This is a genomic window from Plantactinospora sp. BB1 (assembly GCF_003030385.1).
In the GTDB taxonomy this organism is placed as follows: Bacteria; Actinomycetota; Actinomycetes; order Mycobacteriales; family Micromonosporaceae; genus Plantactinospora.
This window is the reverse complement of the sequence record NZ_CP028159.1, coordinates 6,236,736-6,256,387: the sequence shown is the minus strand read 5'-3', so window position 1 is coordinate 6,256,387 and position 19,652 is coordinate 6,236,736. Positions and strand designations below refer to the sequence as shown.

Annotated in this window: 21 protein-coding genes and 1 other RNA gene; 14 read left to right on the top strand and 8 right to left on the bottom strand. The window is 68.1% G+C overall.

Going from position 1 to position 19,652, the window contains the following annotated elements:
* The first annotated feature begins 363 nt into the window (after nt 1-363).
* Together C6W10_RS27315 and mctP are read left to right on the top strand one after the other, a co-directional pair.
* Nucleotides 364-612, top strand: a complete 249-nt coding sequence (locus tag C6W10_RS27315; RefSeq protein ID WP_107261726.1) for a DUF3311 domain-containing protein — start codon at nt 364-366, stop codon at nt 610-612.
* A gap of 6 nt (nt 613-618) precedes the next feature.
* Nucleotides 619-2,295: a monocarboxylate uptake permease MctP gene (gene mctP / locus C6W10_RS27310; protein WP_107261725.1), complete on the top strand. Its 1,677-nt coding sequence runs from the start codon at nt 619-621 to the stop codon at nt 2,293-2,295.
* A gap of 321 nt (nt 2,296-2,616) precedes the next feature.
* On the opposite strand, the gene C6W10_RS27305 is transcribed toward mctP, so the two are convergent.
* Nucleotides 2,617-3,447 carry a sulfite exporter TauE/SafE family protein gene (locus C6W10_RS27305; protein WP_107261723.1) on the bottom strand — a complete coding sequence of 277 codons (831 nt, stop codon included), beginning with the start codon at nt 3,445-3,447 and terminating at the stop codon, nt 2,617-2,619.
* Nucleotides 3,448-3,575: 128 nt separating this feature from the next.
* Here C6W10_RS27305 and rnpB point away from each other — a divergent pair.
* From rnpB to C6W10_RS38820, 4 genes are all read left to right on the top strand, one after another.
* Nucleotides 3,576-4,016, top strand: an RNA gene (rnpB, locus tag C6W10_RS27300) — RNase P RNA component class A.
* A gap of 492 nt (nt 4,017-4,508) precedes the next feature.
* Nucleotides 4,509-6,812 (top strand): protein kinase, encoded by a 2,304-nt coding sequence (locus tag C6W10_RS27295; protein WP_159104768.1) that lies wholly within the window; start codon nt 4,509-4,511, stop codon nt 6,810-6,812.
* 223 nt (nt 6,813-7,035) lie between these two features.
* Nucleotides 7,036-7,278 (top strand): hypothetical protein, encoded by a 243-nt coding sequence (locus tag C6W10_RS27290; protein ID WP_159104767.1) that lies wholly within the window; start codon nt 7,036-7,038, stop codon nt 7,276-7,278.
* A gap of 782 nt (nt 7,279-8,060) precedes the next feature.
* Nucleotides 8,061-8,846, top strand: a complete 786-nt coding sequence (locus tag C6W10_RS38820) for an NUDIX domain-containing protein (protein WP_234361449.1) — start codon at nt 8,061-8,063, stop codon at nt 8,844-8,846.
* 59 nt (nt 8,847-8,905) lie between these two features.
* Here the strand turns inward: C6W10_RS38820 and C6W10_RS38815 are convergent, their stop codons facing one another.
* Nucleotides 8,906-9,310 carry an HAD family hydrolase gene (locus C6W10_RS38815; RefSeq protein WP_234361448.1) on the bottom strand — a complete coding sequence of 135 codons (405 nt, stop codon included), beginning with the start codon at nt 9,308-9,310 and terminating at the stop codon, nt 8,906-8,908.
* A gap of 96 nt (nt 9,311-9,406) precedes the next feature.
* Nucleotides 9,407-10,000, bottom strand: a complete 594-nt coding sequence (locus tag C6W10_RS27270; RefSeq protein ID WP_159104766.1) for a hypothetical protein — start codon at nt 9,998-10,000, stop codon at nt 9,407-9,409.
* Between the two features lie 421 nt (nt 10,001-10,421).
* Between C6W10_RS27270 and C6W10_RS27265 the strand changes: the two genes are divergently transcribed.
* The 4 genes from C6W10_RS27265 (at nt 10,422) to C6W10_RS27250 (ending at nt 12,727) form a co-directional block, all read left to right on the top strand.
* The gene (locus tag C6W10_RS27265) at nt 10,422-10,895 is read left to right on the top strand and encodes a hypothetical protein (RefSeq protein ID WP_107261715.1); all 474 of its coding nucleotides are present in this window, start codon (nt 10,422-10,424) and stop codon (nt 10,893-10,895) included.
* Nucleotides 10,895-11,227 carry a transcriptional regulator gene (locus tag C6W10_RS27260; RefSeq protein WP_107261713.1) on the top strand — a complete coding sequence of 111 codons (333 nt, stop codon included), beginning with the start codon at nt 10,895-10,897 and terminating at the stop codon, nt 11,225-11,227. The genes C6W10_RS27265 and C6W10_RS27260 overlap by 1 nt, the downstream gene beginning before the upstream one ends.
* Before the next feature lie 308 nt (nt 11,228-11,535).
* Complete coding sequence (locus C6W10_RS27255; protein ID WP_107261712.1) at nt 11,536-12,102, top strand: hypothetical protein; 567 nt, start codon at nt 11,536-11,538, stop codon at nt 12,100-12,102.
* An 82-nt stretch (nt 12,103-12,184) separates the two neighbouring features.
* Entirely contained in the window at nt 12,185-12,727 is a 543-nt protein-coding gene (locus tag C6W10_RS27250) for a GNAT family N-acetyltransferase (RefSeq protein ID WP_107261710.1), read from the top strand.
* Between the two features lie 58 nt (nt 12,728-12,785).
* On the opposite strand, the gene C6W10_RS27245 is transcribed toward C6W10_RS27250, so the two are convergent.
* Nucleotides 12,786-13,589: an aminoglycoside phosphotransferase family protein gene (locus C6W10_RS27245; RefSeq protein ID WP_199853147.1), complete on the bottom strand. Its 804-nt coding sequence runs from the start codon at nt 13,587-13,589 to the stop codon at nt 12,786-12,788.
* A gap of 491 nt (nt 13,590-14,080) precedes the next feature.
* Here C6W10_RS27245 and C6W10_RS38810 point away from each other — a divergent pair, with 491 nt between their 5' ends.
* Both C6W10_RS38810 and C6W10_RS38805 read left to right on the top strand, forming a co-directional pair.
* Nucleotides 14,081-14,356 (top strand): hypothetical protein, encoded by a 276-nt coding sequence (locus C6W10_RS38810; RefSeq protein WP_234361447.1) that lies wholly within the window; start codon nt 14,081-14,083, stop codon nt 14,354-14,356.
* Nucleotides 14,353-15,093: an alpha/beta fold hydrolase gene (locus tag C6W10_RS38805; protein ID WP_107261708.1), complete on the top strand. Its 741-nt coding sequence runs from the start codon at nt 14,353-14,355 to the stop codon at nt 15,091-15,093. The genes C6W10_RS38810 and C6W10_RS38805 overlap by 4 nt, the downstream gene beginning before the upstream one ends.
* A gap of 293 nt (nt 15,094-15,386) precedes the next feature.
* Here C6W10_RS38805 and C6W10_RS27230 read toward each other — a convergent pair whose 3' ends face one another.
* Nucleotides 15,387-15,890, bottom strand: coding sequence for an NUDIX domain-containing protein (locus C6W10_RS27230; protein ID WP_107264328.1), 504 nt, complete (start codon nt 15,888-15,890; stop codon nt 15,387-15,389).
* A gap of 76 nt (nt 15,891-15,966) precedes the next feature.
* Nucleotides 15,967-16,548: a hypothetical protein gene (locus C6W10_RS27225; protein WP_159104765.1), complete on the bottom strand. Its 582-nt coding sequence runs from the start codon at nt 16,546-16,548 to the stop codon at nt 15,967-15,969.
* 291 nt (nt 16,549-16,839) lie between these two features.
* Between C6W10_RS27225 and C6W10_RS27220 the strand changes: the two genes are divergently transcribed.
* Nucleotides 16,840-17,043: a hypothetical protein gene (locus tag C6W10_RS27220; protein ID WP_107261704.1), complete on the top strand. Its 204-nt coding sequence runs from the start codon at nt 16,840-16,842 to the stop codon at nt 17,041-17,043.
* Here the strand turns inward: C6W10_RS27220 and C6W10_RS37530 are convergent.
* The gene (locus C6W10_RS37530) at nt 17,040-17,810 is read right to left on the bottom strand and encodes a hypothetical protein (protein ID WP_159104764.1); all 771 of its coding nucleotides are present in this window, start codon (nt 17,808-17,810) and stop codon (nt 17,040-17,042) included. The genes C6W10_RS27220 and C6W10_RS37530 overlap by 4 nt on opposite strands.
* Before the next feature lie 140 nt (nt 17,811-17,950).
* Here C6W10_RS37530 and npdG point away from each other — a divergent pair, with 140 nt between their 5' ends.
* On the top strand, nt 17,951-18,649 hold the full coding sequence (gene npdG / locus C6W10_RS27210) for an NADPH-dependent F420 reductase (RefSeq protein WP_107261700.1): 699 nt from the start codon (nt 17,951-17,953) through the stop codon (nt 18,647-18,649).
* Nucleotides 18,650-18,718: 69 nt separating this feature from the next.
* Here npdG and panB read toward each other — a convergent pair whose 3' ends face one another.
* The gene (gene panB, locus C6W10_RS27205; RefSeq protein WP_369930896.1) at nt 18,719-19,576 is read right to left on the bottom strand and encodes a 3-methyl-2-oxobutanoate hydroxymethyltransferase; all 858 of its coding nucleotides are present in this window, start codon (nt 19,574-19,576) and stop codon (nt 18,719-18,721) included.
* Nucleotides 19,577-19,652 lie beyond the last annotated feature (76 nt).

Below are 19,652 nucleotides of genomic sequence, written 5' to 3'. Positions count from 1 at the left end.
AGCATGGCAACCGACCGACCCTCGATCAAGAGCAATCGTCGTACTTCGATGTAGTGTTTGTGGTGATAGTTCCGTTTGATGAGCCGTTATTTTGGCCGTTGATCACCATTCGGCGCACCGTGGTCGCCGTTGGGCGCACCGGTCCCGTTTCGTCAGGGTGACCGCCGTCACTCTGCCCTAACCTCCGGCGTCACACACAGGTCAGCGACGACACGTCACCGGACGTCCCCACGACACGGGTCGACCGGGCGGGTCACCGGGCCGAGCGCAGCGAGGAGACGGCATGAGCGAGCGCAGCGAGCGAACCATCGAACTCAGCGCCGACGAGTCTCAGGACGGTACGGAGCGAAGCGGAGTGCCGGCATGAGTGACTCTGAGACGCCGACGGCACCGACCCGTCAGGTGGTGTCGAGAGCGCGGGCGAAGGACCACAGCCCCTGGAACTGGCTGCTTTTCCTGCCGATCGTCGTACCGTTGATCACCCCGCTCTTCAACGCCGACTCGCCCCGGCTCTTCGGCTTCCCGGTCTTCTACTGGCTCCAGTTGGCCTTCATCCTGCTCGGGGTCGGCACCACGACCCTGGTGTACCAGATGACGAAGAAGCGGGGGTGACCAACGGTGTGGCAGGACCATCTCACTGAGATCATCATCTTCACACTGCTGTTTCTGCTGGTCAGCGCGATGGGCTTCGTCGCTGCCCGGTGGCGTGCGCCGAACGACATGGCGCACCTCGACGAGTGGGGCCTCGGCGGCCGCAGCTTCGGCGGCTGGATCACCTGGTTCCTGGTCGGCGGCGACCTCTACACGGCGTACACCTTCGTGGCCGTACCGGCGCTGCTCTTCGGAGCCGGCGCGGCCGGGTTCTTCGCGGTGCCGTACACGATCATCATCTATCCGTTGGTCTTCCTGGTGCTGGTCCGGCTCTGGTCGGTGTCGCACCGGCACGGCTTCGTCACCCCGGCCGACTTCGTCCGGAAGCGGTTCGACTCGCCGACCCTGGCGTTGATCATCGCGATCACCGGCATCGTCGCCACGATGCCCTACATCGCGCTCCAGCTCGTCGGCATCGAGGCGGTACTCAAGACGATGGGAGTGACCGGGGAGAGCACCATCGCCCGGCACCTGCCGATCATCATCGCCTTCGCCATCCTGGCCGCCTACACCTACCAGTCCGGGCTGCGGGCGCCGGCGCTGATCGCGTTCGTCAAGGACTCGCTGATCTACATCGTGATCCTGGTGGCGATCGTCTACCTGCCCTACAAGCTGGGTGGCTGGGGGAGCATCTTCGACGCGGCGGACGCGAAGTTCGACGCCAGCCCGTCCCCGAACGACGGGATCACGCTCAACGCCAACAACCAGTTGCAGTACATCACCCTGGCCCTCGGCTCGGCGCTGGCGCTCTTCCTCTACCCGCACAGCCTCACCGGCGTGCTGGCCAGCCGGAGCCGGGACGTGATCAAGCGGAACATGTCGGCGCTGCCGGCGTACAGCCTGCTGCTCGGTCTGATCGCCCTGCTCGGGTACGCCGCCATCGCCGCCGGGGTGACCCCGCTGCCCGGCGCGACGGAGGGCACCGTGGACAACAACACGGTGGTACCGCTCCTCTTCGAGCAGCAGTTCCCGAGCTGGTTCGCCGGGATCGCGTTCGCCGCGATCGGGATCGGTGCGCTGGTACCGGCCGCCATCATGTCGATCGCGGCGGCCAACCTCTTCACCCGGAACATCTACAAGGAGTACCTGCGCAAGGACGCCACCTCGGCCCAGGAGGCGAACGTCTCCAAGATCACGTCGCTGGTGGTGAAGATCGGTGCGGTCGCCTGCATCGTCTTCCTCGACCCGCAGTTCTCGATCGACCTCCAGCTCATCGGCGGGGTCATCATCCTGCAGACGCTGCCGGCGGTCGCCCTCGGCCTCTACACCCGCTGGTTCCACCGGGGCGCGCTGGTCGCCGGCTGGGCGGCCGGAATGGGCCTGGGCATGTGGATGCTCTACCAGATCCCCAACCCGGCCACGAAGCGGGCGCACTTCGGCGGCTCCGCCTTCCCGCTGGAGAAGCTCGGCTTCGACGGCTCGACCAAGACCATCTATGTCGGTCTGGTCGCGGTCGTGGTCAACCTGCTGGTCGCGGCCATCGTCACGCTGATCCTGCGGGCCGCCAAGGTCGCCGACGGGGTCGACGGCACCGAGCAGGACGACTACTTCGCCGACGAGGGCGACCCGCGACTCGTACCCAGCCCGAGGGAGTCGACCGACGAGGTGGCCGACGACAGCGTCGAACCCGCCCCGAAGGTCTGACCGACCCGGCACCGACACCGGCCCCACCACCCCCGCCCCCGGGGAGATCCCCGTGGCCAGCGCAGGCAACCCATCGGGTACGCCGACCTGGTCGCGGGGCTCTCTTGCCGGGTGCCGGGCGGTGGGTGTTGCTAGCGTGGAAGGAAGCGACCCGCGAGTCGATCCGGACCGGAGGTGCGGCAGATGATCGAAATGGTGCTGGTCGGTGCTTTCGGGCTGCTGGAGTTGGCGTTCTTCGGCTGGATGCTGACCGAGGTCCGCCGACGCTATCCCGCGCAACGCAGCAGGCACTGACCCGGCGACCTGCCCCCTGCTTCCGGGTCAGGTCCAGGAGCGGTAGAGCAGCAGCAGGCCGATCGCCGTACCGAAGAGCACGATCACGGTCTTGAGCAGATCCGGTGCCATTCGGCGGACGAGCCGCGCACCCGCGTACCCGCCGATGACGGTCGCCGGGGCGACCACCGCGACGGCGGTCCAGTTCACCGGGCCGAACGCGGCGAAGGCGACGATCGTGGTCAGCCCGACCACTGCGGAGAGTACGTTCTTGATCGCGGTGACCCGGGTCAGCGTCTCGTCCAGCACCAGCGCCAGCCCGGCCACCAGCATCACCCCGAGCGCGGCACCGAAGTATCCACCGTAGACAGCGCCGACCACGACCATGGTGTGCAGCGCGAGGGTCTGCCGGGAGGTACTCCGCAGCACCGTCCCGCCCGCGGCGGCCCGGTAGCCGGCTACGGCCGCGACGGGTCGGCCGCTCTCCAGGGGCCTGCTGGGCTGGCCGACGAGGCGGCGAAGCTGGTCCTGGAACGCCAGTACGGCGGTCGCACCCAGCACCAGGAACGGTACGACCAGCTCGAACGCCCGGGCCGGGGTGGAGAGCAGCAGCGCGCACCCGGCGGCGGTGCCCAGCACGGTGCCGGGGACCAGCCGGAGCAGCCAGCGCCGGTCCGGAAGGTCGGCCCGGCTGCCCCACACGCTGGCCAGATAGCCGGGGCAGACCGACATCGAGTTGCTCACGTTCGCCGGGATCGGCGGCAGCCCGACCGCGATCATGGCGGGAAAGGTGATCAGCGAACCGCCGCCGGCCACCGCGTTGACCACGCCCGCGGCGAGCCCGGCAGCGAGCAGTAGCAGCGCCTCGGGAAAATCCATAACCTGTCGAGGCTAATCGCGCGCCGTTCCCGGCCGCTCGGTGGCCTGCCGGATTCCCCGAGGCGTACCCGGGAGCGGCCGGGTGGATCGCTCTTCGGGATCATCGCTACCATTGGGTACGCGACGGACGAGTCGACCGGGCGGTCGCGTCGGCGGGCCGCGAGCCCGCCGCCGAGGAACGTCCGGACTCCACAGGGCAGGGTGGTTGCTAACGGCAACCCGGGGTGACCCGCGGGAAAGTGCCACAGAAAACAGACCGCCGGGCGGGTGGTTTACGCGGAAACGCGTTGATTGACCGGTTCGGTAAGGGTGAAACGGTGGGGTAAGAGCCCACCAGCATCCCGGGTGACCGGGATGGCTCGGTAAACCCCACCCGGAGCAAGGCCAAGAAAGGGCCATCGCCGAAAGGCAACGGCCCGCGCAGGCGTTCGAGGGCGGCCCGCCCGATGTCTGCGGGTAGGCCGCTGGAGCCTGCCGGCAACGGTAGGCCGAGATGGATGACCGCCGCCGGCACCACCGGCAACGGTGCGTGCCGGGCACAAAATCCGGCGTACAGGTCGACTCGTCCGTCGTACTACAGGTCACGGTCCTGATCACGGCCGTGACCTGCTTCTTCGCCTGGTGTCGTTGGTTGACCTTGGTCACCCTTGGGTGGCGTCTGACGGCCCGGTGGCGGCCCAGACGGCCCAAGCCAGTCCGGGGTTTGGACTGGCGCGGCAGTCGGAAGCCAAGCGCTCGACGGCGTCCAGCCCTGCCGGCTTCCGTCACGGCCTTGCTGGGACGGGCTTCTCTGGCCGTTTGGGGCGGCGCCCCGGCGGCTGTCGGTGGCTTTCCGCCCCGGCGCCGTAGGCGGCCGGGGCGGCGTGCCGCCGGCCGGGCTTGCCGCCCCGCACCGCGCGGAGCGCGGTGCCTTGATCAAGGAAAGAGCGATTCGGCAACTGGGACGCCTACGCCGATGTCGATTGTTGCACTTATTGGCGTGCTGTCCCGGAATGCCCGGCCCCAGGTCGGCCTTTCGGAGGGGCTCGAGGAGAGTCCTATGGCGGTACCGATCTAGGGAGATGGATAGTAACTTCGTCACAGCGTCCGATCACTGGGAGTGGGTCTTGCCGAAAAAGATTGCGGTGCTTGTAGGGATCGATGACTATTCTGGCCGCTGGGCAAAATTGAACTGTAGTGTTAATGATGTAAGCGCGCTCTCGGCCGTGTTAGCCATGGAAGAATACGGCTACTTTGTTCATGCAATTACGAACGAAGAAGCCACGAAGGCTGCCGTGATCAGAGCCGTATTGGAGGCAAAATCTGGTGGCTTCGAATCGGTTTTATTCTATTTCTCTGGCCATGGCGTTGCTACTGACTTCGGTACTTACCTCGTCACCCACGACAACGCCGAATTCGATGAAGGGCTAGAACTTCGGAAGCTTGTTGAACTTCTCTCGTCTGGCAAGGAGGATGACGGGAATCTTTTGATCTTGGACTGCTGTCATTCTGGAACTGCAGCTGTTGTCCAGTCGGCCATTTATAATTTTCGTTCATTACTGAATCCGGATATCCTGGATGCGCTCCGTCCGGGTGTGCGATCTGTGGCAGTAATGGCCGCATGCTTGAGTGATCAGCTAGCTTGGGAGGAGCGAAACTCTGGTCATGGGATCTTTACCTACTACCTCCTCCAAGGACTGATCGGCGAGGCGGTCGACCATCAAGGGAATTTGACCGCTAATACCTTGTACGACTTTGTGTCGCGGAATATGTCAAGTCACGGTCCGTACGGAGACGAGCGCCAGAAGCCTGTATTTGGTGGACATGTCGCAGGACGTTTACTTATCGGAACGGGATTAACGCCTGCATTGCCTCCTCCGCTTCCAGAGGACGAATTCCGTGAGATCGAACGGGCGGCGGCTGGACTAATTGACGAATACGCTGCCTTCAAATCAAAGTTTACTCCGGACGAATGGCGTACCATTGGGCATGGCGAGTGTAGTCGTAAACTTGAAACAATTGATAAATGGTTTACAAAGAAAGCTGCGATTCCCGGCCTCGAAGGGAGGGTGCAGTTCAAGAAATCACTCCAAACATTGCTTCGGTATCGCATCGAGCTTGGATACGTTGAGGAAGGAACGAGGATTCCCGAAGGAGAGTTGGAGGAACGAATCGGCGAAGGCGGATTCGGTGCCGTCTGGAAAGTCGTGGATCGCGATTCGGGCAAGCGTGTCGCACTGAAGATCTACCATCCGCATGAAAACTATGACGGCGCAAAATCTCGACGCTTCGAGAATGGCTATGACGCCATGCGAATGCTCGCCCACCCGCAGATCGTCGGTGTCTATCGTTATAGCAGGTGTCCGACCGGTTTCGTGATGGATTACATCGATGGTCCGAACCTGCGGACCCTTGAACTTCATGCCTTCATGGAGCCCGTTGACCTTCTCCGCATCCTAGTACAAATAGCGGATGCCATAGATTATGCCCACAGGCACGATGTGATTCATAGGGATATCAAGCCAGAGAATATCGTCTGTGAGCTTCAGGAAGATGGCACTTGGAAGCCATTTCTAACCGACTTTGACTTGGCGTGGTTTAGCACAAACACTCAGAGGGCCACCAAGACGGCTATGGGTGTCGTTCATTACGCCGCGCCAGAGCAGTTCTTTAGTTATGACCCGAAGGCGGCTCTTGCGAAAACCCCGGCGTTAGATGTTTTTTCCTTTGGGCAATTACTGTATTACAGTGTCACCGGCCAGGATCCGAATCCCGTGGATCTGGATGGCAACGCCGAACGCTTGAGGGACTCGGCGTTCCGGAAAGGCTTCGATAGCTCTAGCGCGCTCTCGCTGGCTGCTCTGTACGAGATTTCAACCGTGTGGAATTCTGCAGAACGTATCCGCAGCTTTACTCCCATTATCCAACAATTGAAGGACGTAGAAGCTTCGTTGTTGCATACGAGCGCGGAGGCCTCTCTCGATAAAGATGAATTTATTGCTGAGCTGATCTCTTCCCTCTCCAGCCGACCGGTCCCGGTGAGGTCTGCAACCTCCTTCATTTCAAGTGCCGGGACATGGGAGATCAGTTTTGAGTGGCAAGACAAGCGCTTCAGAGGTAAGGGATATATGCCTCTCTTGAAGACCCAGTATATTCCACAGCGTAGGATTGCGTTTCAAAATACCTCAAATGAGCAGATGCGTAGGGTGTTAAACCGGAGGCTTGACGATGCTTTGAAGCCTTACGCCAAGTTTGTAACAAGGCGTCCGGGAACCCATGGGACTTACCAGGTGTATGTTGACATTCGGCTCGAAGCTATTAGTCGTGAGAATGTGAAGAAGGCAGTAGAGGTTATCACCACCGCTCTTTCTGCTCTCACGCTGTAATCGAGGGCCCGACGCGACTACGCGAGTTAGTCTTCGGCGTCGGGCAACAACCGCAGTTCATGGTCGTCACGTGACTGGTCAACAATTGGGTCATTCCGTAGGTGAAGAGTGGTGTTCCTCTCCTATTCTGGCTGCCGCTACCCGGCCTTTCTCAAGGACCGCACTTGGCGCCAAATCGACACGTTGAACGCATGATCCTCTAGCCAGGACGGCATTCGCCTGGGTGGCAGCGGTGAAGGGGGCAGCGGGTTCCGTTGGGCAACTGTCGATCGCAGATGACGCGGTAGTGGTTGATTTGGTCGCCTTCGTAGGTGACGGTGCTTTCGCCTCGGTCGAAGTCGGGGAGGAACAGGAAGATGTCGGCGACCAATCCCGCTCTTTCGAAGGCTGCTCCTACGTCTGCAGCCCGGAAGGGTATGTGCAGGACGAACCGTTCTTCCGGCTCGGCCGGCTCCGTCACCCATGATGGATGTTGGCTGGCCCGAGGAGTGATCGAGTTTCGGGGTGGCCACTCTCTGGACCGCTGGCGTCCGGACACGTCCCGTTCTCCTATCGGTCCCGGAGGTCGGGGCGCGGGCTAGAGGGTGATGACCCGCACCCCGACCGTTGGTGTCGTACTCACCTGCCCTCGCGGCCATGGCGGCGAGCACGGGGACAGGGACAATTCCGTACGACGGTGTGTAGTCAACGGCTGTTGGTGGGTACGGCGCATCCGCCCTGATGGACTGGTGGTCGACGTCTGGGGGCGTTGGGAAACGTCCTGTGACGGGCTTGAAACGTCCGGTGGAGGAAACGTCCAAATGGGGAGATGAACGAACGTCTGCGGACGGTGATGGTTCGTCGTGGGGTGCGCGTCGAGGACCTGGCCGATGAGTGCGGTGTAGATCCGAAGACGGTGGAGCGGTGGATCAGCCTCGGCCGGGTTCCGCATCGGCGGCATCGGTGGGCGACGGCGCGGCGGTTGGGTGCGGAAGAGGCGTACCTGTGGCCGGCTGTGCTCGCCTCCGTCGCTGGTAAGCGGGAGGAGGCCAGCCGCGCGGAATTGATCGAGGTCTTCCCGGATCGGGCGGCGGTGCCGCGTGAGACGTGGCTACGGCTGCTCACTGAGGCCCAGGAGCGGATCGACGTGCTGGTGTTCTCCGGGACGTTCTTCGCGCAGACACGGCCTCGGGTGGCCGCATGCTCGCTGACCGCCTCTCGGCCGGGATGCAGGTCCGGCTGTGCTTCGGTGACCCGGCGAGTGAGGCGGTGGCGGTCCGGGATCGGGAGGAGGGGCTTGGCGGGACGCTGGCGGCGAAGATCCGGGCGTCGTTGACGTACTACCGGAAGCTGGCCGGCGTGGACGGGTGTGAGGTTCGGCTTCATCCGACGACGCTCTACGCGAGTCTGTTCCGGTACGACGACGAGATTCTGACGAACCCGCATGCGTACGGTGAGCCGGCGTCGGCCAATCCGACGTTCCATCTCCGTAAGGTCGACGGTGGCGGGCTGTTCGAGCACTACGCGGCCAGCTTCGACCGGGGTGTGGGCTACGGCGGTGCCGTGGCTGGGGACGGAGGTCTGAGGATGGGTCGTGTCGAGCACTGGAACGATCCGGACGCGCCGAAGGCGAACACGCTCGTTCCTGCCTGCGGGGTGCTGGCGGTCGACGACCAGGGCGCGATCCTGCTGCAACGGCGGCGCGACACTGACCAGTGGGCGTTGCCGATGGGCAAGATGGAGATCGGCGAGACTCCGTCAGAGTGCGCGGTCCGGGAAACCTTGGAAGAGACTGGGGTCGAGGTCGAGGTGACCGGCATCGTCGGCGTCTACTCCGACCCAGGGCACATCGTGGCGTACTCCGATGGTGAGGTCCGGCAGGAATACGAGGTGACGCTGCTAGCCCGGCCGATTGGTGGTGCTCCGGCGCCGAACGACGAGGCGAGTGACGTTGCCTGGTTCCTGCCGGACGAGTTGGCGGGGCTGGACATCCATCCGACGATGCGGCGGCAGATCGCGGACTACCTCGCGGGGCGGGTGCCGCACGTCGACTGAGGGCACGAGAAACGCCCCGGGGATGATCGTCCGGGGCGCTCGTGTACGGGGTGGTGGTGCTACAGCTTGTCGACGGCGAAGGCGGCTACCAGGTCGGCCATGCTGTCGATGACCGCGTCCGCTGCGCCGAACCGCTCGCGTTTGCCGGGCTTGTTGGCATACCCGATGGCGACGACTCCGGCGGCGCGGGCCGCTTGAATGTCGCTGAGTGAGTCGCCGACCAGGAGGCAATCCCGGGTTCGGCGTGCAGCTCGCGGACGGCGTCCAGGATCGGTGCCGGGTTCGGCTTCATCCGGTCGGGGTTGGGGTGGGCTCGCCGAGCTGCTTGTGATGGCGAATGGTTGCGAATGATGCGCTGACGTCGCCAGCCTGGATGTAGCGACGACACGGCTTCGCGACCCGGCGACGGCCCACAGCGGTTGTCGCCGGGCTCCGCCCCCGGTCGGAGCGTGTTCCACCTTCATAACCCGGCGTACGGGTCGACTCGTCCGTCGTACCCCAGGTCATGGTCCTGACGGCCATCCCGGGGTCGTGAGGCCCTGCCCGCTCAAGGCGACGCCCTAGGCGAACGATCTGCGGTCCCGGGTCCGTGCGCCGATGGCTTCCAGTTCGGCTCGGGAGAGGTGGCGGGACCGGATGATTTCATGGGAGTCCGCGTGTACCCCGGCCTGCTCGGTGGCGTCATAGGCGCCGGCCAAAGCGTCCGGATCGGTAGAGTTCCGCAGAATGGCGGCGAGCGCCTCCCACACCGCCCCTGTCGAAGCGTCGTTGGAAAGGACTGCCGCGCACACCGGCAGGTGTCGCAGCGGGTCACCTGCCGCGACGGCCTCCAGCGCCTTCACCTGGATCGGATTGAGACAGCCGGCCTGTGCCTGCAGTACCCGGCCAAGCTGTTGCAGGGGACCCCGCTGGAGGTAGCGGTTGACGAGCCGGTTGAGGCGGTCCCGTTCGAAGATGCCCCACTGGGACCAGGACAGGATGCAGACGGCCCCGACGGGACAGCGGTCGCCCTTCTTGACGAGCAGTTGCTCAGCAGCGTCCCGGAGTTGGCGCGTCCCCTCGTGGTCGGCCTCCCTGTACACCGTCAACAGCGATTGATGGTCGTGCGCCGCCCGGTCCGCGCGAAGCAGCGCCAGCGCGTCGTCGGGAGTCACCGCGAAGGTCCCGTCGGCGAGCAACCGGCTGCAATCGAGTCTCGATCCTGGTAGGTCGTCATGGGCTCTCCTTTCTCGGTTGCCGGATCCGTGGTCGGGACGGTTCGACCGTAGCAATGCGAGACAGCCCCGGCTCCTCGCCAGCCTCTCCGGGGGTCTGCGCGACTTCGCTAGTCCTGCATGAGATTGCGTACATGCCGCAGGACGAAGTTCTGCGGCATGAGTTGACCCGTACCTGCCTGGTCGGCGTCTTCGACGAGAGCCCCGGAGGCTTTGGGTGCACCGCGTACCGACGGCCTCCGGGGGCGCTCACCCAGCCGCTGGCGACCCGGAGCCCGCCGCCCGAACGACTACTTTCCTGTGAGGAAAGCCACGACTGTTTTCCTTGCGGGAAAGTAGTCGGAAGATCGATCATGGGTCCATGAACCCGAACGATGCGCAGCTTTCGCTCGACGACATCCGGCGCATGCAGGACAGGACTCGCGAGCAGATGGTCCGACAGCGCTTCACCCCTACCTACGTCCCGCTGGCAGCGGTGGGACTCTTCGCCGGGCTCGTGTCCGTCGATCTCGAGAACCCCTGGCGTACCGCCGCCATCCTGCTCGGATTCGGGCTCTTCCTGGGCGTGGGCATCGTGCAGGAGCACCGGAGCCTCGTAGGGCGGAAGCCCACCGCTCTGGAGGGACTGTTCTGGGCGGGGTTGGCGACGGGGCTCATGCTGCTGTTCGGCATCACCCGGATCGCCGCCTGGGCCTGGCTGGCCCTGCCACCGGAAGGGCTGTTGTCCCAGGGCACGCTTGCCGCTGCCGTCACCGCCGCCGCCTACGTTGCGATCACGCCCTTGGTCCGGCGGATCTTCCGGGCGATCGTGCAGCGCGGGAGCGGTCCGGTCTGATGGATCCCCGCTTCGACGAATTTCTGCACGTCCCGGCACGATTGTCGATCCTCGCGCTGCTGGCGCCGGCCACCTGGGTGGATTTCGGCTTCCTGCGCGACACGATCGGGACCAGCGATTCGGCGCTGTCCAAGCATGTCTCCGCGTTGGCCGAGGCCGGATATGTGGCCGTCCGCAAGGATCAGCAGCGCCGGGCACGGCGTACCTCCGTCCAGCTCACGCCGCACGGGCGGCACGCGTTTCAGCGGCACGCCGCCGCGCTGGAGCAGATCGTCGCCGCCGCACGCACGCCGACGGAGCCGGCCGTGCCGGACGCGGTGAAGCCCGTCTGAAGTCGTCGGACGCGGGGGTGGTGGCGGTCGAACCGACCGTCAACGCGCGCGACGACCTCCGACCGAGCCGGCGCGGACGGCCGGAGGCACAAGCGGGGCAGCTCGACAGGCAGCGGCCGGGGCACGCCCGCGTCGACCATCCTTCGGCACTCGGCACTCGGCACTCGGCACCCGGCACTCGGCACTCGGCACCCGTCAAACAGCAACAGCAAACTGCAACAGCAAACGGCAACCAGCATTTACGTCACCATCACACCGCCGCCCCTATCGTCAGCAGGTCATGTCCTGGACAGACGGCGGGGGCGGTCATGGGCAGAAGGACGCTGACGGGCCTGGCCGGGCTGGCCACCACGGTGGCGCTGGGCGCGGCCTGCGTGGTCGGACTGCGGCTGGTGCACCGGATGGCCGAGCCGCCGGGGCGTCCGGTCTGCGCGGCCGAGGAGCGGGCGTTCGCGGCGGGGCTCGCGACGGACCCGCTGCTGACCCGGGCGCCGGCCGGGATGGAACTGGAGTCGACCCGGTACGCCGAGCCGTGCGAGAGCCTCGGCGCCGGGAACTGGCGCGGCGGAGCCGTCACCGTCTGGGCATATCCGGCCGGCTCGGAACCGCCGAGGCAGGAGATCCAGCGCTTCTACCGGGAGTTGGCTGAGCGACGCGGGTGGCCGGTCCGCGAGGGTACGGCCGAGAGCACGGCGGACGCAACAGCCGGCGGCACGGCTCCGACACGCCGCTGGGTCAGGACGATCGACGGCCGCCGAGTCGAGTTGCGGCTCAACCCGGACCACCGGCACGACGGCCGGACCGTGCTGCTGGTGTCGATGACGTACCGGATCGCGCCCCGGGACGGTGCCGTCGGGGGCACGGAGCGGGGCTGATTGAATGACGCCTCCGGGGCTCACCCGCGCCAGGCACCAGAACGGGCAGGGCCGTGACCGGGGCGCATCTGCGAGGAGGGCCATGACGCTGACCAGCCGTCTCGCCCGGCGGGCGGACCTGCCGGAGCTGCTGCCGCTGATCGACGCCGCGATCAACGAGTTGCAGAAGGGCTTCCTCGACCCGGCGCAGATCGCCTCCAGCCGTTCGATCATGGGCATCGACACCCAGCTGATCGACGACGGCACCTACTTCGTGGTCGAGGCGGCCGGCAGGCTCGCCGGCTGCGGCGGGTGGAGTCGTCGGGCCACCCTCTACGGCGGTGACCACTCGGAGGGGCGCGATCCTGCGATGCTGGACCCGGCCCGGGATCCGGCGAAGGTCCGCGCGATGTACACCCACCCGGACTGCACCCGCCGTGGCGTCGGCCGGCTGATTCTCGCCCGCTGTGAGGAAGCGGCCGCCGCCGAGGGATTCCGTACCCTCGAACTGATGTCGACGCTCGCCGGCCGGCCACTCTACGAGGCGGCCGGCTTCGTACCGGTCGAGGAGGTCGAGGAGCCGGCCGGCGGCGTACCCGTGCGGCTGGTCCGGATGCGCAAGCCGATCGGGGCTCCGGCGCGCTGACGGCCGGCGGGGCCGGAGGCCGCCGACGCGCGCAGCACGCCGACGACCTCCGGATCGCTCAGCCGCCGCGGACGGCGCGTTCGAGCAGGGTACGGTGCCGAATCATCCATCCGGCGGCCCGCGCCCGCCAGGCGAGTGCCCAGATCGGTGCCGGGTCGGTCGACTCCGGCGTGATCCGGGCCCGGATCGCCTCGGCGGCACAGTCCCGGATCGCCAGCTCGATCATCCGGCTGACCAGGTCGCTCCGCTCTGCCGCCGGCAGTTCGTAGCCGTCCAGGAACAGCCGCAACTGCCGGGCCCGGCCCGCCGCATCCGGCAGGCGGTGGCGTTCGGCGATGTCGTCGTCGTGCAACTGGGCGTTCCACCACGCCGTGGCGGCCACCTCGTCGAGCCGGTCGACCGGCCCGGCCAGGGTCCAGTCGATGAACGCCACCGGTCGGCCGGCCCGGGCGACGATGTGCCACGGCCCGGCGTCGCAGTGCCCGATCACCGAGTCGGGCCCCTCCCGGTGCATCCACCACGGCTGCCACCGGGCGTCCGGCGGCGGCCGGAAGCTGGCGGTGGCGGTGTGCAGTTCGCGCAGCAGCGTGCCGACCTGCCAGATCCCCTCGTCCGTCCAGGCCCGGGGGTGGATGATGTCGCCCTCGACGTACGTCAGCATTTCGTTGCCGTTGTCGTCGATGCCGGTACCGACCACCCAGGGGGAGCCGGCGAACCCGACCTCCTCAAGGTGGTGCAGCAGGGCGTGCACCGTACCGGTCCAGGGCTTGGCGGCACGCCGCACGATCGAGCCGGTACGAATGACATGACTTGGTCCGCCCTCGGCCGCGGTCAGCGGTTCGAAGGATGTAGCGGAATCCACGGGTACTCCTCGGTTCAGCGCAATGAGCGGTGAGAGACAGCGCCGGATCAGGGCGCAAGAGGCTGACGGCGCGGGGATGCCGCGGCCAGCGGGACCGCTTACGACGCGAGGAGCCGGCGGATCAGCCGGCGCAGGAGGCCGACGGAAGCCGGTGGGGCGAGTGTCCGGAGGTCAGCTCGCGGTGTGACCGCGCGTCGTGGCGGTGGTGGCTACTGCGCCAATGACCATGCTGCCTGCCATCATCGACCTCCTCGAAGAGTCGGGTGTCGCGAGGCTACGACACCGTCCCACCCTCCGCCACCGATTTTCCGGGCCGCTCCCACCGGGTGCCCCGACCTGCCGATCCCCGGTCCCGCCGGTCCGCCGATCCCCGGTTCCGCCGATCCCCGGGGGCCGCCGATCCCCGGTCGCGCGATCCCGCGATCCCGCCCGTCGCTCCCGGAGAACGAGGCGATCGGCAAGTGTCGGTGCTCGCACCTACACTCCGTGTCGTGGAGCAGATCGTGCCGTTCGTGGCGCTGGCCGGCGCACTCGCCGTGGTCCTGGGCGGGCTTCGCTGGCTGGCCGCCCGGACCCGGCGACGCGGCGTCGGTCGGGCGGTGCTGGGTCCGCTCGACGAGGTCTACAACCCGGCCGCACACCGGTCGCAGATCGAGATCCAGGTGCAGGCCGAACGCCAGGCACCGGCGCCGATTCCCGGAGACAGGCCGCGCCGGGGCGGAGCCGGCGGCCTGGCCGGCGGGCCGGGTCTGGCGGCCCACCGGTGACCGGAGCCGATCGGACGACCCCGCCGACCTACCTGCTCATCCACGGTGCCGCCGCCGACTCGTGGTGCTGGCATCTGTTGGCCGCCGAGCTGCGCGCCCGGGGCCATGACGTGGTCGCGGTCGACCTGCCCTGCGACGACGACTCCGCCGGCCTCTCCGAATACGCCGACGCGGCGCTGGCGGCGATCGCCGACCGGACGGGCTCGGCAGACCGGGGCGGGCTGGTGGTGGTCGCGCACTCCTTCGGTGCCTTCACCGCCCCGGTGGTCTGCGACCGGACACCGGTGGAACTGCTGGTGCTGTTGGGACCGCAGATACCACTGCCCGGCGAGGCGCCCGGCGACTGGTGGGCCAACACCGGCTATCCGCAGGCCCGGCGGGAGCAGGACATCCGTGACGGCCGGGCCGAGGACGACATGGCGGCGCTGTTCGCCAACGACCTTCCGCCAACCCTGGTGACCGAGGTCTTCCGGCGCGGCAGGCACCAGGCCGACAAGCCGTTCGGTGACCCGGTACCGGTGACGACCTGGCCCGACGTGCCGACCCGGGTACTCCTGCACCGCGACGACCGCTTCCTCCCGGCCGACTTCGTCCGCCGCGTCGCGCGGGAGCGGCTCGGCATCGAGCCGGACGAGATGCCCGGCGGGCACCTCGGGATGCTCGGTCACCCGATCGAGCTGGCCGACCGCCTCGACGCCTACTGGGCCGGGCGGACCGAAGCCGCCCGGCGGGCCTGACCCGGCCGGCGACCTCAACTGCCGGGACTGACCCGGTCGGCGGCCCCAACGGCCGGGACTGACCTGGCCGGCGGCCCCAACGGCCGGGACTGACCTGGCCGGCGGCCTCGACTGCCGGGACGACCGGCTCCTGAGTGGAGCGACAGCGACCCGACGGCGTACCGGACCAGTCGCCGGGCGGCGATCCGGAGTCGGACCAGCGGCCGGATGACGCGCCGCAGGCGGGCCGGGGAGGACGGCGGATCAGGTCAGCGGCGGGTGGCGTGCCGTAGGCGGGCCGGCAGCCGCCGAGGTCACGTCCGGGCGCCCCGGGAGAGGGCGGAGGAGTCCGGGGCGAACCAGCTGGCGGCGGTGGCCGGTGCCAGCGCGTGCGTGATCGTGGTCCGTCCGTGCTCGTCGAGCGGCGGCAGCCGGTCGGGGGCGAACCAGCCGACCGCTACCGACTCGTCGTCGTTGACCCGGGCGACGCCGTCGAGCAGCCGGCACCGGAAGCCGATGTTGAGAAACTGGCACTGGTCGCCGTTGGGGTAGGTGTGCGGGCGCGCCACTATGCTCGTCACCCGCTCCGGCAGCACCCGTACGCCGGTCTCCTCGAAGACCTCCCGGACCAGCGCCTCGGCGGGCTGCTCGCCGGGCTCGACGATGCCGCTGACGACCGACCAGCGCCCGTCGTCGGCCCGCTGGCCCAGCAGCAGCTCCCCGGCGTCGTTGCAGACCACGGCGCTCACACTGGGCAGCCAGAGCAGGTCGTGCCCGACGAGCTTGCGGATCCGCGCGACGTACTCCGGGACGGCCATGCCGAGGACCATAACCACCCGCCGGCCGGCCGAACCGATCGGCCCGGTCTGCGCGGTGCTGGTTCAGCCGCCCGGTTCAGCCGCCCGGTCCGGCGGCCGGGCTGGGCGCGTCCGCCGGGTTGGGCACCTCGGCCGGGTCGGTGCCGGGTGCCGGCGCGGGGTGGCCGGCCGGCTCGCTCGGTGCCGCCGTCGGCGTCATGCCGGGCAGCAGGCTGTCCGGGCACGGCACCTCGACCCGGGAGAAGTCCGCCCGTTCCTGGTCGACGACCTGACGGAAACAGATCCGTACCTCGGCCTGTTTCCGCCCGGCCATCGCGGGCCGGGACATCGCCACGTGCACCCGGAACACCATCCGTACGCCGGGGGAGCGGCGCCGGTCGGTGCCGTCGACGCTGAGTACCTCGACCCGTCCGCTCCGCGCGGCGGTCTCCCCGAGTGCGGCGGCGCTGTCACCGACGCCGTGCACGAGTGCGTCACCGATCAGCGCGGCCTGACGTACCGCTTCCTGTCGGGCCTGTTCCTCGATCGAGGGCTCGGTCGCCATACCCATAATGGTGTACGCGGCGCTGCCGACGAGCAGCAGCAGAATGGCCGACGCGACGATTGACAGGACCCGGCCGAGCCGTCCCGTCCCACCCGCCTGTCGCATGCCGCCCACACCGCGAATTGTGCTCCATTCCGCGCCGCGAAGTGCCAGGTCAGCCTGATGAGGCGGCACTTGGAGCCGGTCGGCGGGGGAAATTTTTCCGGCGCTCGCGCAGCACGTCCTCGTCGCGTTCCCCGGCCGCTGACGGCGGTGAATCCCTTGTCGCAGAATGCCTTTCCCCCGTACGGCGGCACTTTGCCGTTTCCCCGGTGACGGTTATCCGATCGGGTCTACTGTGGAAGTCGCTCTGTCATTTTGCGCGAAACGGTAGCGCCTGGTCGGTTTGCCGTGCACAGTTACCCCATGAGCGACAGCGGGAGTGATGTGCAGTACTTCTGGTGCATCCGTCATCACCGGGTCGAGACCGGTGCCGACGTCTGCCCGGCGAGGTACGTGCTCGGTCCGTACGCCTCGGGAGCCGACGCGGAGCAGGCGCTGCAGCGGGTGCAGCAGCGCAACGAAGCGTGGGACGCCGAGGATGCCCGCTGGGCCGGGGAGGAGCGCTAGACCGGCGCGGCGACAGCCCGCGTCGAGAAACTCCGTGGTGCTCCGCGAGGAGACCCCCGAGAGCATGTCCCGCAAGGAGGAACACAGATGGCCGAAGCAACCAGGGCCACCCGCACGGTAGCGAGAAGTGCTGCCGGCAAGAAGACCGCGGCGCGCAGCCGGACCGCGGGTGCCAGCAAGGGCACCTCGGCCCGCAAGGCCGCCAGTTCGTCGGTGGCCAAGAAGGCGCCCGCGAAGAAGGCCCCGGCCAAGCGCGCGACGGCGGCGAAGAAGGCGCCGGCGAAGAAGGCACCGGCAAAGCGGGCGCCCGCGAAGAAGGCCACCGCGAAGACCACCACGCGGGCGGCGACGGGCCGCGCCGGCACGGCGAAGCGCACCACGGCGGCGGCGAAGAAGACCACCGGCACCGCGAAGCGCACGACCTCGGCGGCGGCGAAGAAGACCGCCACCGCGGCGAAGCGGACCACGGCCGGCAAGAAGACCACCGCCGCGGCGCGGAAGACCACCACGGCGGCGAAGCGGACCACCGCGGCGGCGAAGAAGGCTCCCGCCAAGCGCACCACCGCGAAGAAGGCACCGGCGAAGCGCACGACCGCGACGAAGGCTCCGGCGAAGCGGGCGACGGCGAAGAAGGCTCCGGCGAAGCGGGCGACCGCGACGACGAAGCGGACCGGCACGGCGGCGAGCAAGGTCACCGGCCGGAAGGCGCCCGGCAAGCAGGCCGCGGCGCGGAGGGCTCCGGCCAAGGCGCCGGCGCGGAAGGCCACCAGGGCGACCGCCCGGAAGACGATGGGTTGAGCTTCGCACCGGGACGCCTTCCGGGGCGTTCCGGTGCGGTGCCACACCCCCGGGTACGCAACCTGGCCCGATGCCGCCGGTGCGCCGGACGGTCTGCGAGGATTCCGGCATGGCATATGACGCGAGCGTGCTGCCGGACGTCACCGGACTCACCGTCGGGATCATCGGCGGCACGGGCGACCAGGGGCGGGGACTGGCCTACCGGCTGGCCCGGGCGGGTCAGCCGGTACTCATCGGTTCCCGCTCGGCGGGCCGGGCGGAGCAGGCGGCGGCGGAACTCCGTACCCTGCCCGGGATGCCGGCCGACGCGGCGATCTCCGGCGGCGACAACGTCGAGGTGGCGAGCCGCTCCGACGTGGTCGTGATCGCCGTTCCCTGGGAGGGGCACCGGGACACCGTCGCCGGACTGCGCGAGCCGCTGGCCGGCAAGGTGGTCGTCGACTGCGTCAACCCGCTCGGCTTCGACAAGCAGGGGCCGTACCCGTTGCGGGTCGAGGAGGGCAGCGCCGTGCAGCAGGCGGCGGCGCTGTTGCCCGACTCCCGGGTCTGCGCGGCCTTCAACCACGTCAGCGCGCCGCTGCTGGCCGACCCGGAGGTCGACCGGATCGAGCTGGACGTGCTGATCTGCACCGAGGAGCGCGAGCTGGTCGGGCTGGTCGGCGCGCTCGCCGCGCGGATCCCCGGAATGCGCGGCATCTACGCCGGGCGGCTGCGCAACGCGCACCAGATCGAGGCGTTCACCGCCAACCTGATCGCGATCAACAAGCGTTACAAGGCGCACGCCGGAGTCCGGGTCACCGACGTCTGAGCCCGGCGGTGGCCGATCCGGCCCGTCGGGAGAGCCACCCGGGGGCGGCCCTCCCGGGGCGGTCAGGACTCAGAAGGTGTGCTCGGCGGTGGGGAACTCGGCCTCCCGGACCTCGGCGGCGAACCGCCGGGTCGCCTCGGCGAGCGTGCCGTGCAGGTCGGCGTAGCGCTTCACGAACCGGGGCATCCGGCCGGAGCGCAGCCCGGCCATGTCCTGCCAGACCAGCACCTGGGCGTCGGTGTCCGGGCCGGCCCCGATCCCGATGGTGGGTATCGCCAGCTCGTGCGTGATCCGCTTGGCCACCTCGCCCGGCACCATCTCCAGGACGACCGAGAACGCCCCGGCCTCGGCGACCGCGAGCGCGTCCGCCACCACCTCGTCGGCGGCGTCGCCCCGGCCCTGCACCCGGTAGCCGCCGATGGTGTGCTCCCGCTGCGGGGTGAAGCCGATGTGCGCCATCACCGGGATGCCGGCCCCGGTGATCGCCCGGATCTGCTCGGCCACCTGCCGGCCGCCCTCCAGCTTCACCGCGTGGCAGCCGCCCTCCTTCATGAACCGTACGGCGGTGCGCAGCGCCTGGGTCGGCCCCTCCTCGTACGAGCCGAACGGCAGGTCGCCGACGACCAGCGGGTAGCTGGTGGCGCGTACCACCGCGCGGACCAGCGGGAGCAGGTCGTCGATGGTGACCGGCACCGTCGTCTCGTGCCCGAAGACGTTGTTCGCCGCCGAGTCGCCGACCAGGAGCACCGGAATCCCGGCCTCCTCGAAGATCGCGGCAGTGTACTGGTCGTACGAGGTGAGCATCGGCCACCGCTCACCGCGTTCCTTGGCGGCGACCAGGTCGCGGGCGCGTACCCGTCGGGTCGCCGGACCGCCGTACAGCGTCGCCACCTCGGCCGGGGCGGACGCCATCTGCTGCTCGGACATCGTCGTCTCCTCTCGCCTCGAGGCCGCGTTCGCGGTCCCCGGGTCACTGCCGATCGTCCCACCGTCAGGTGCGGGT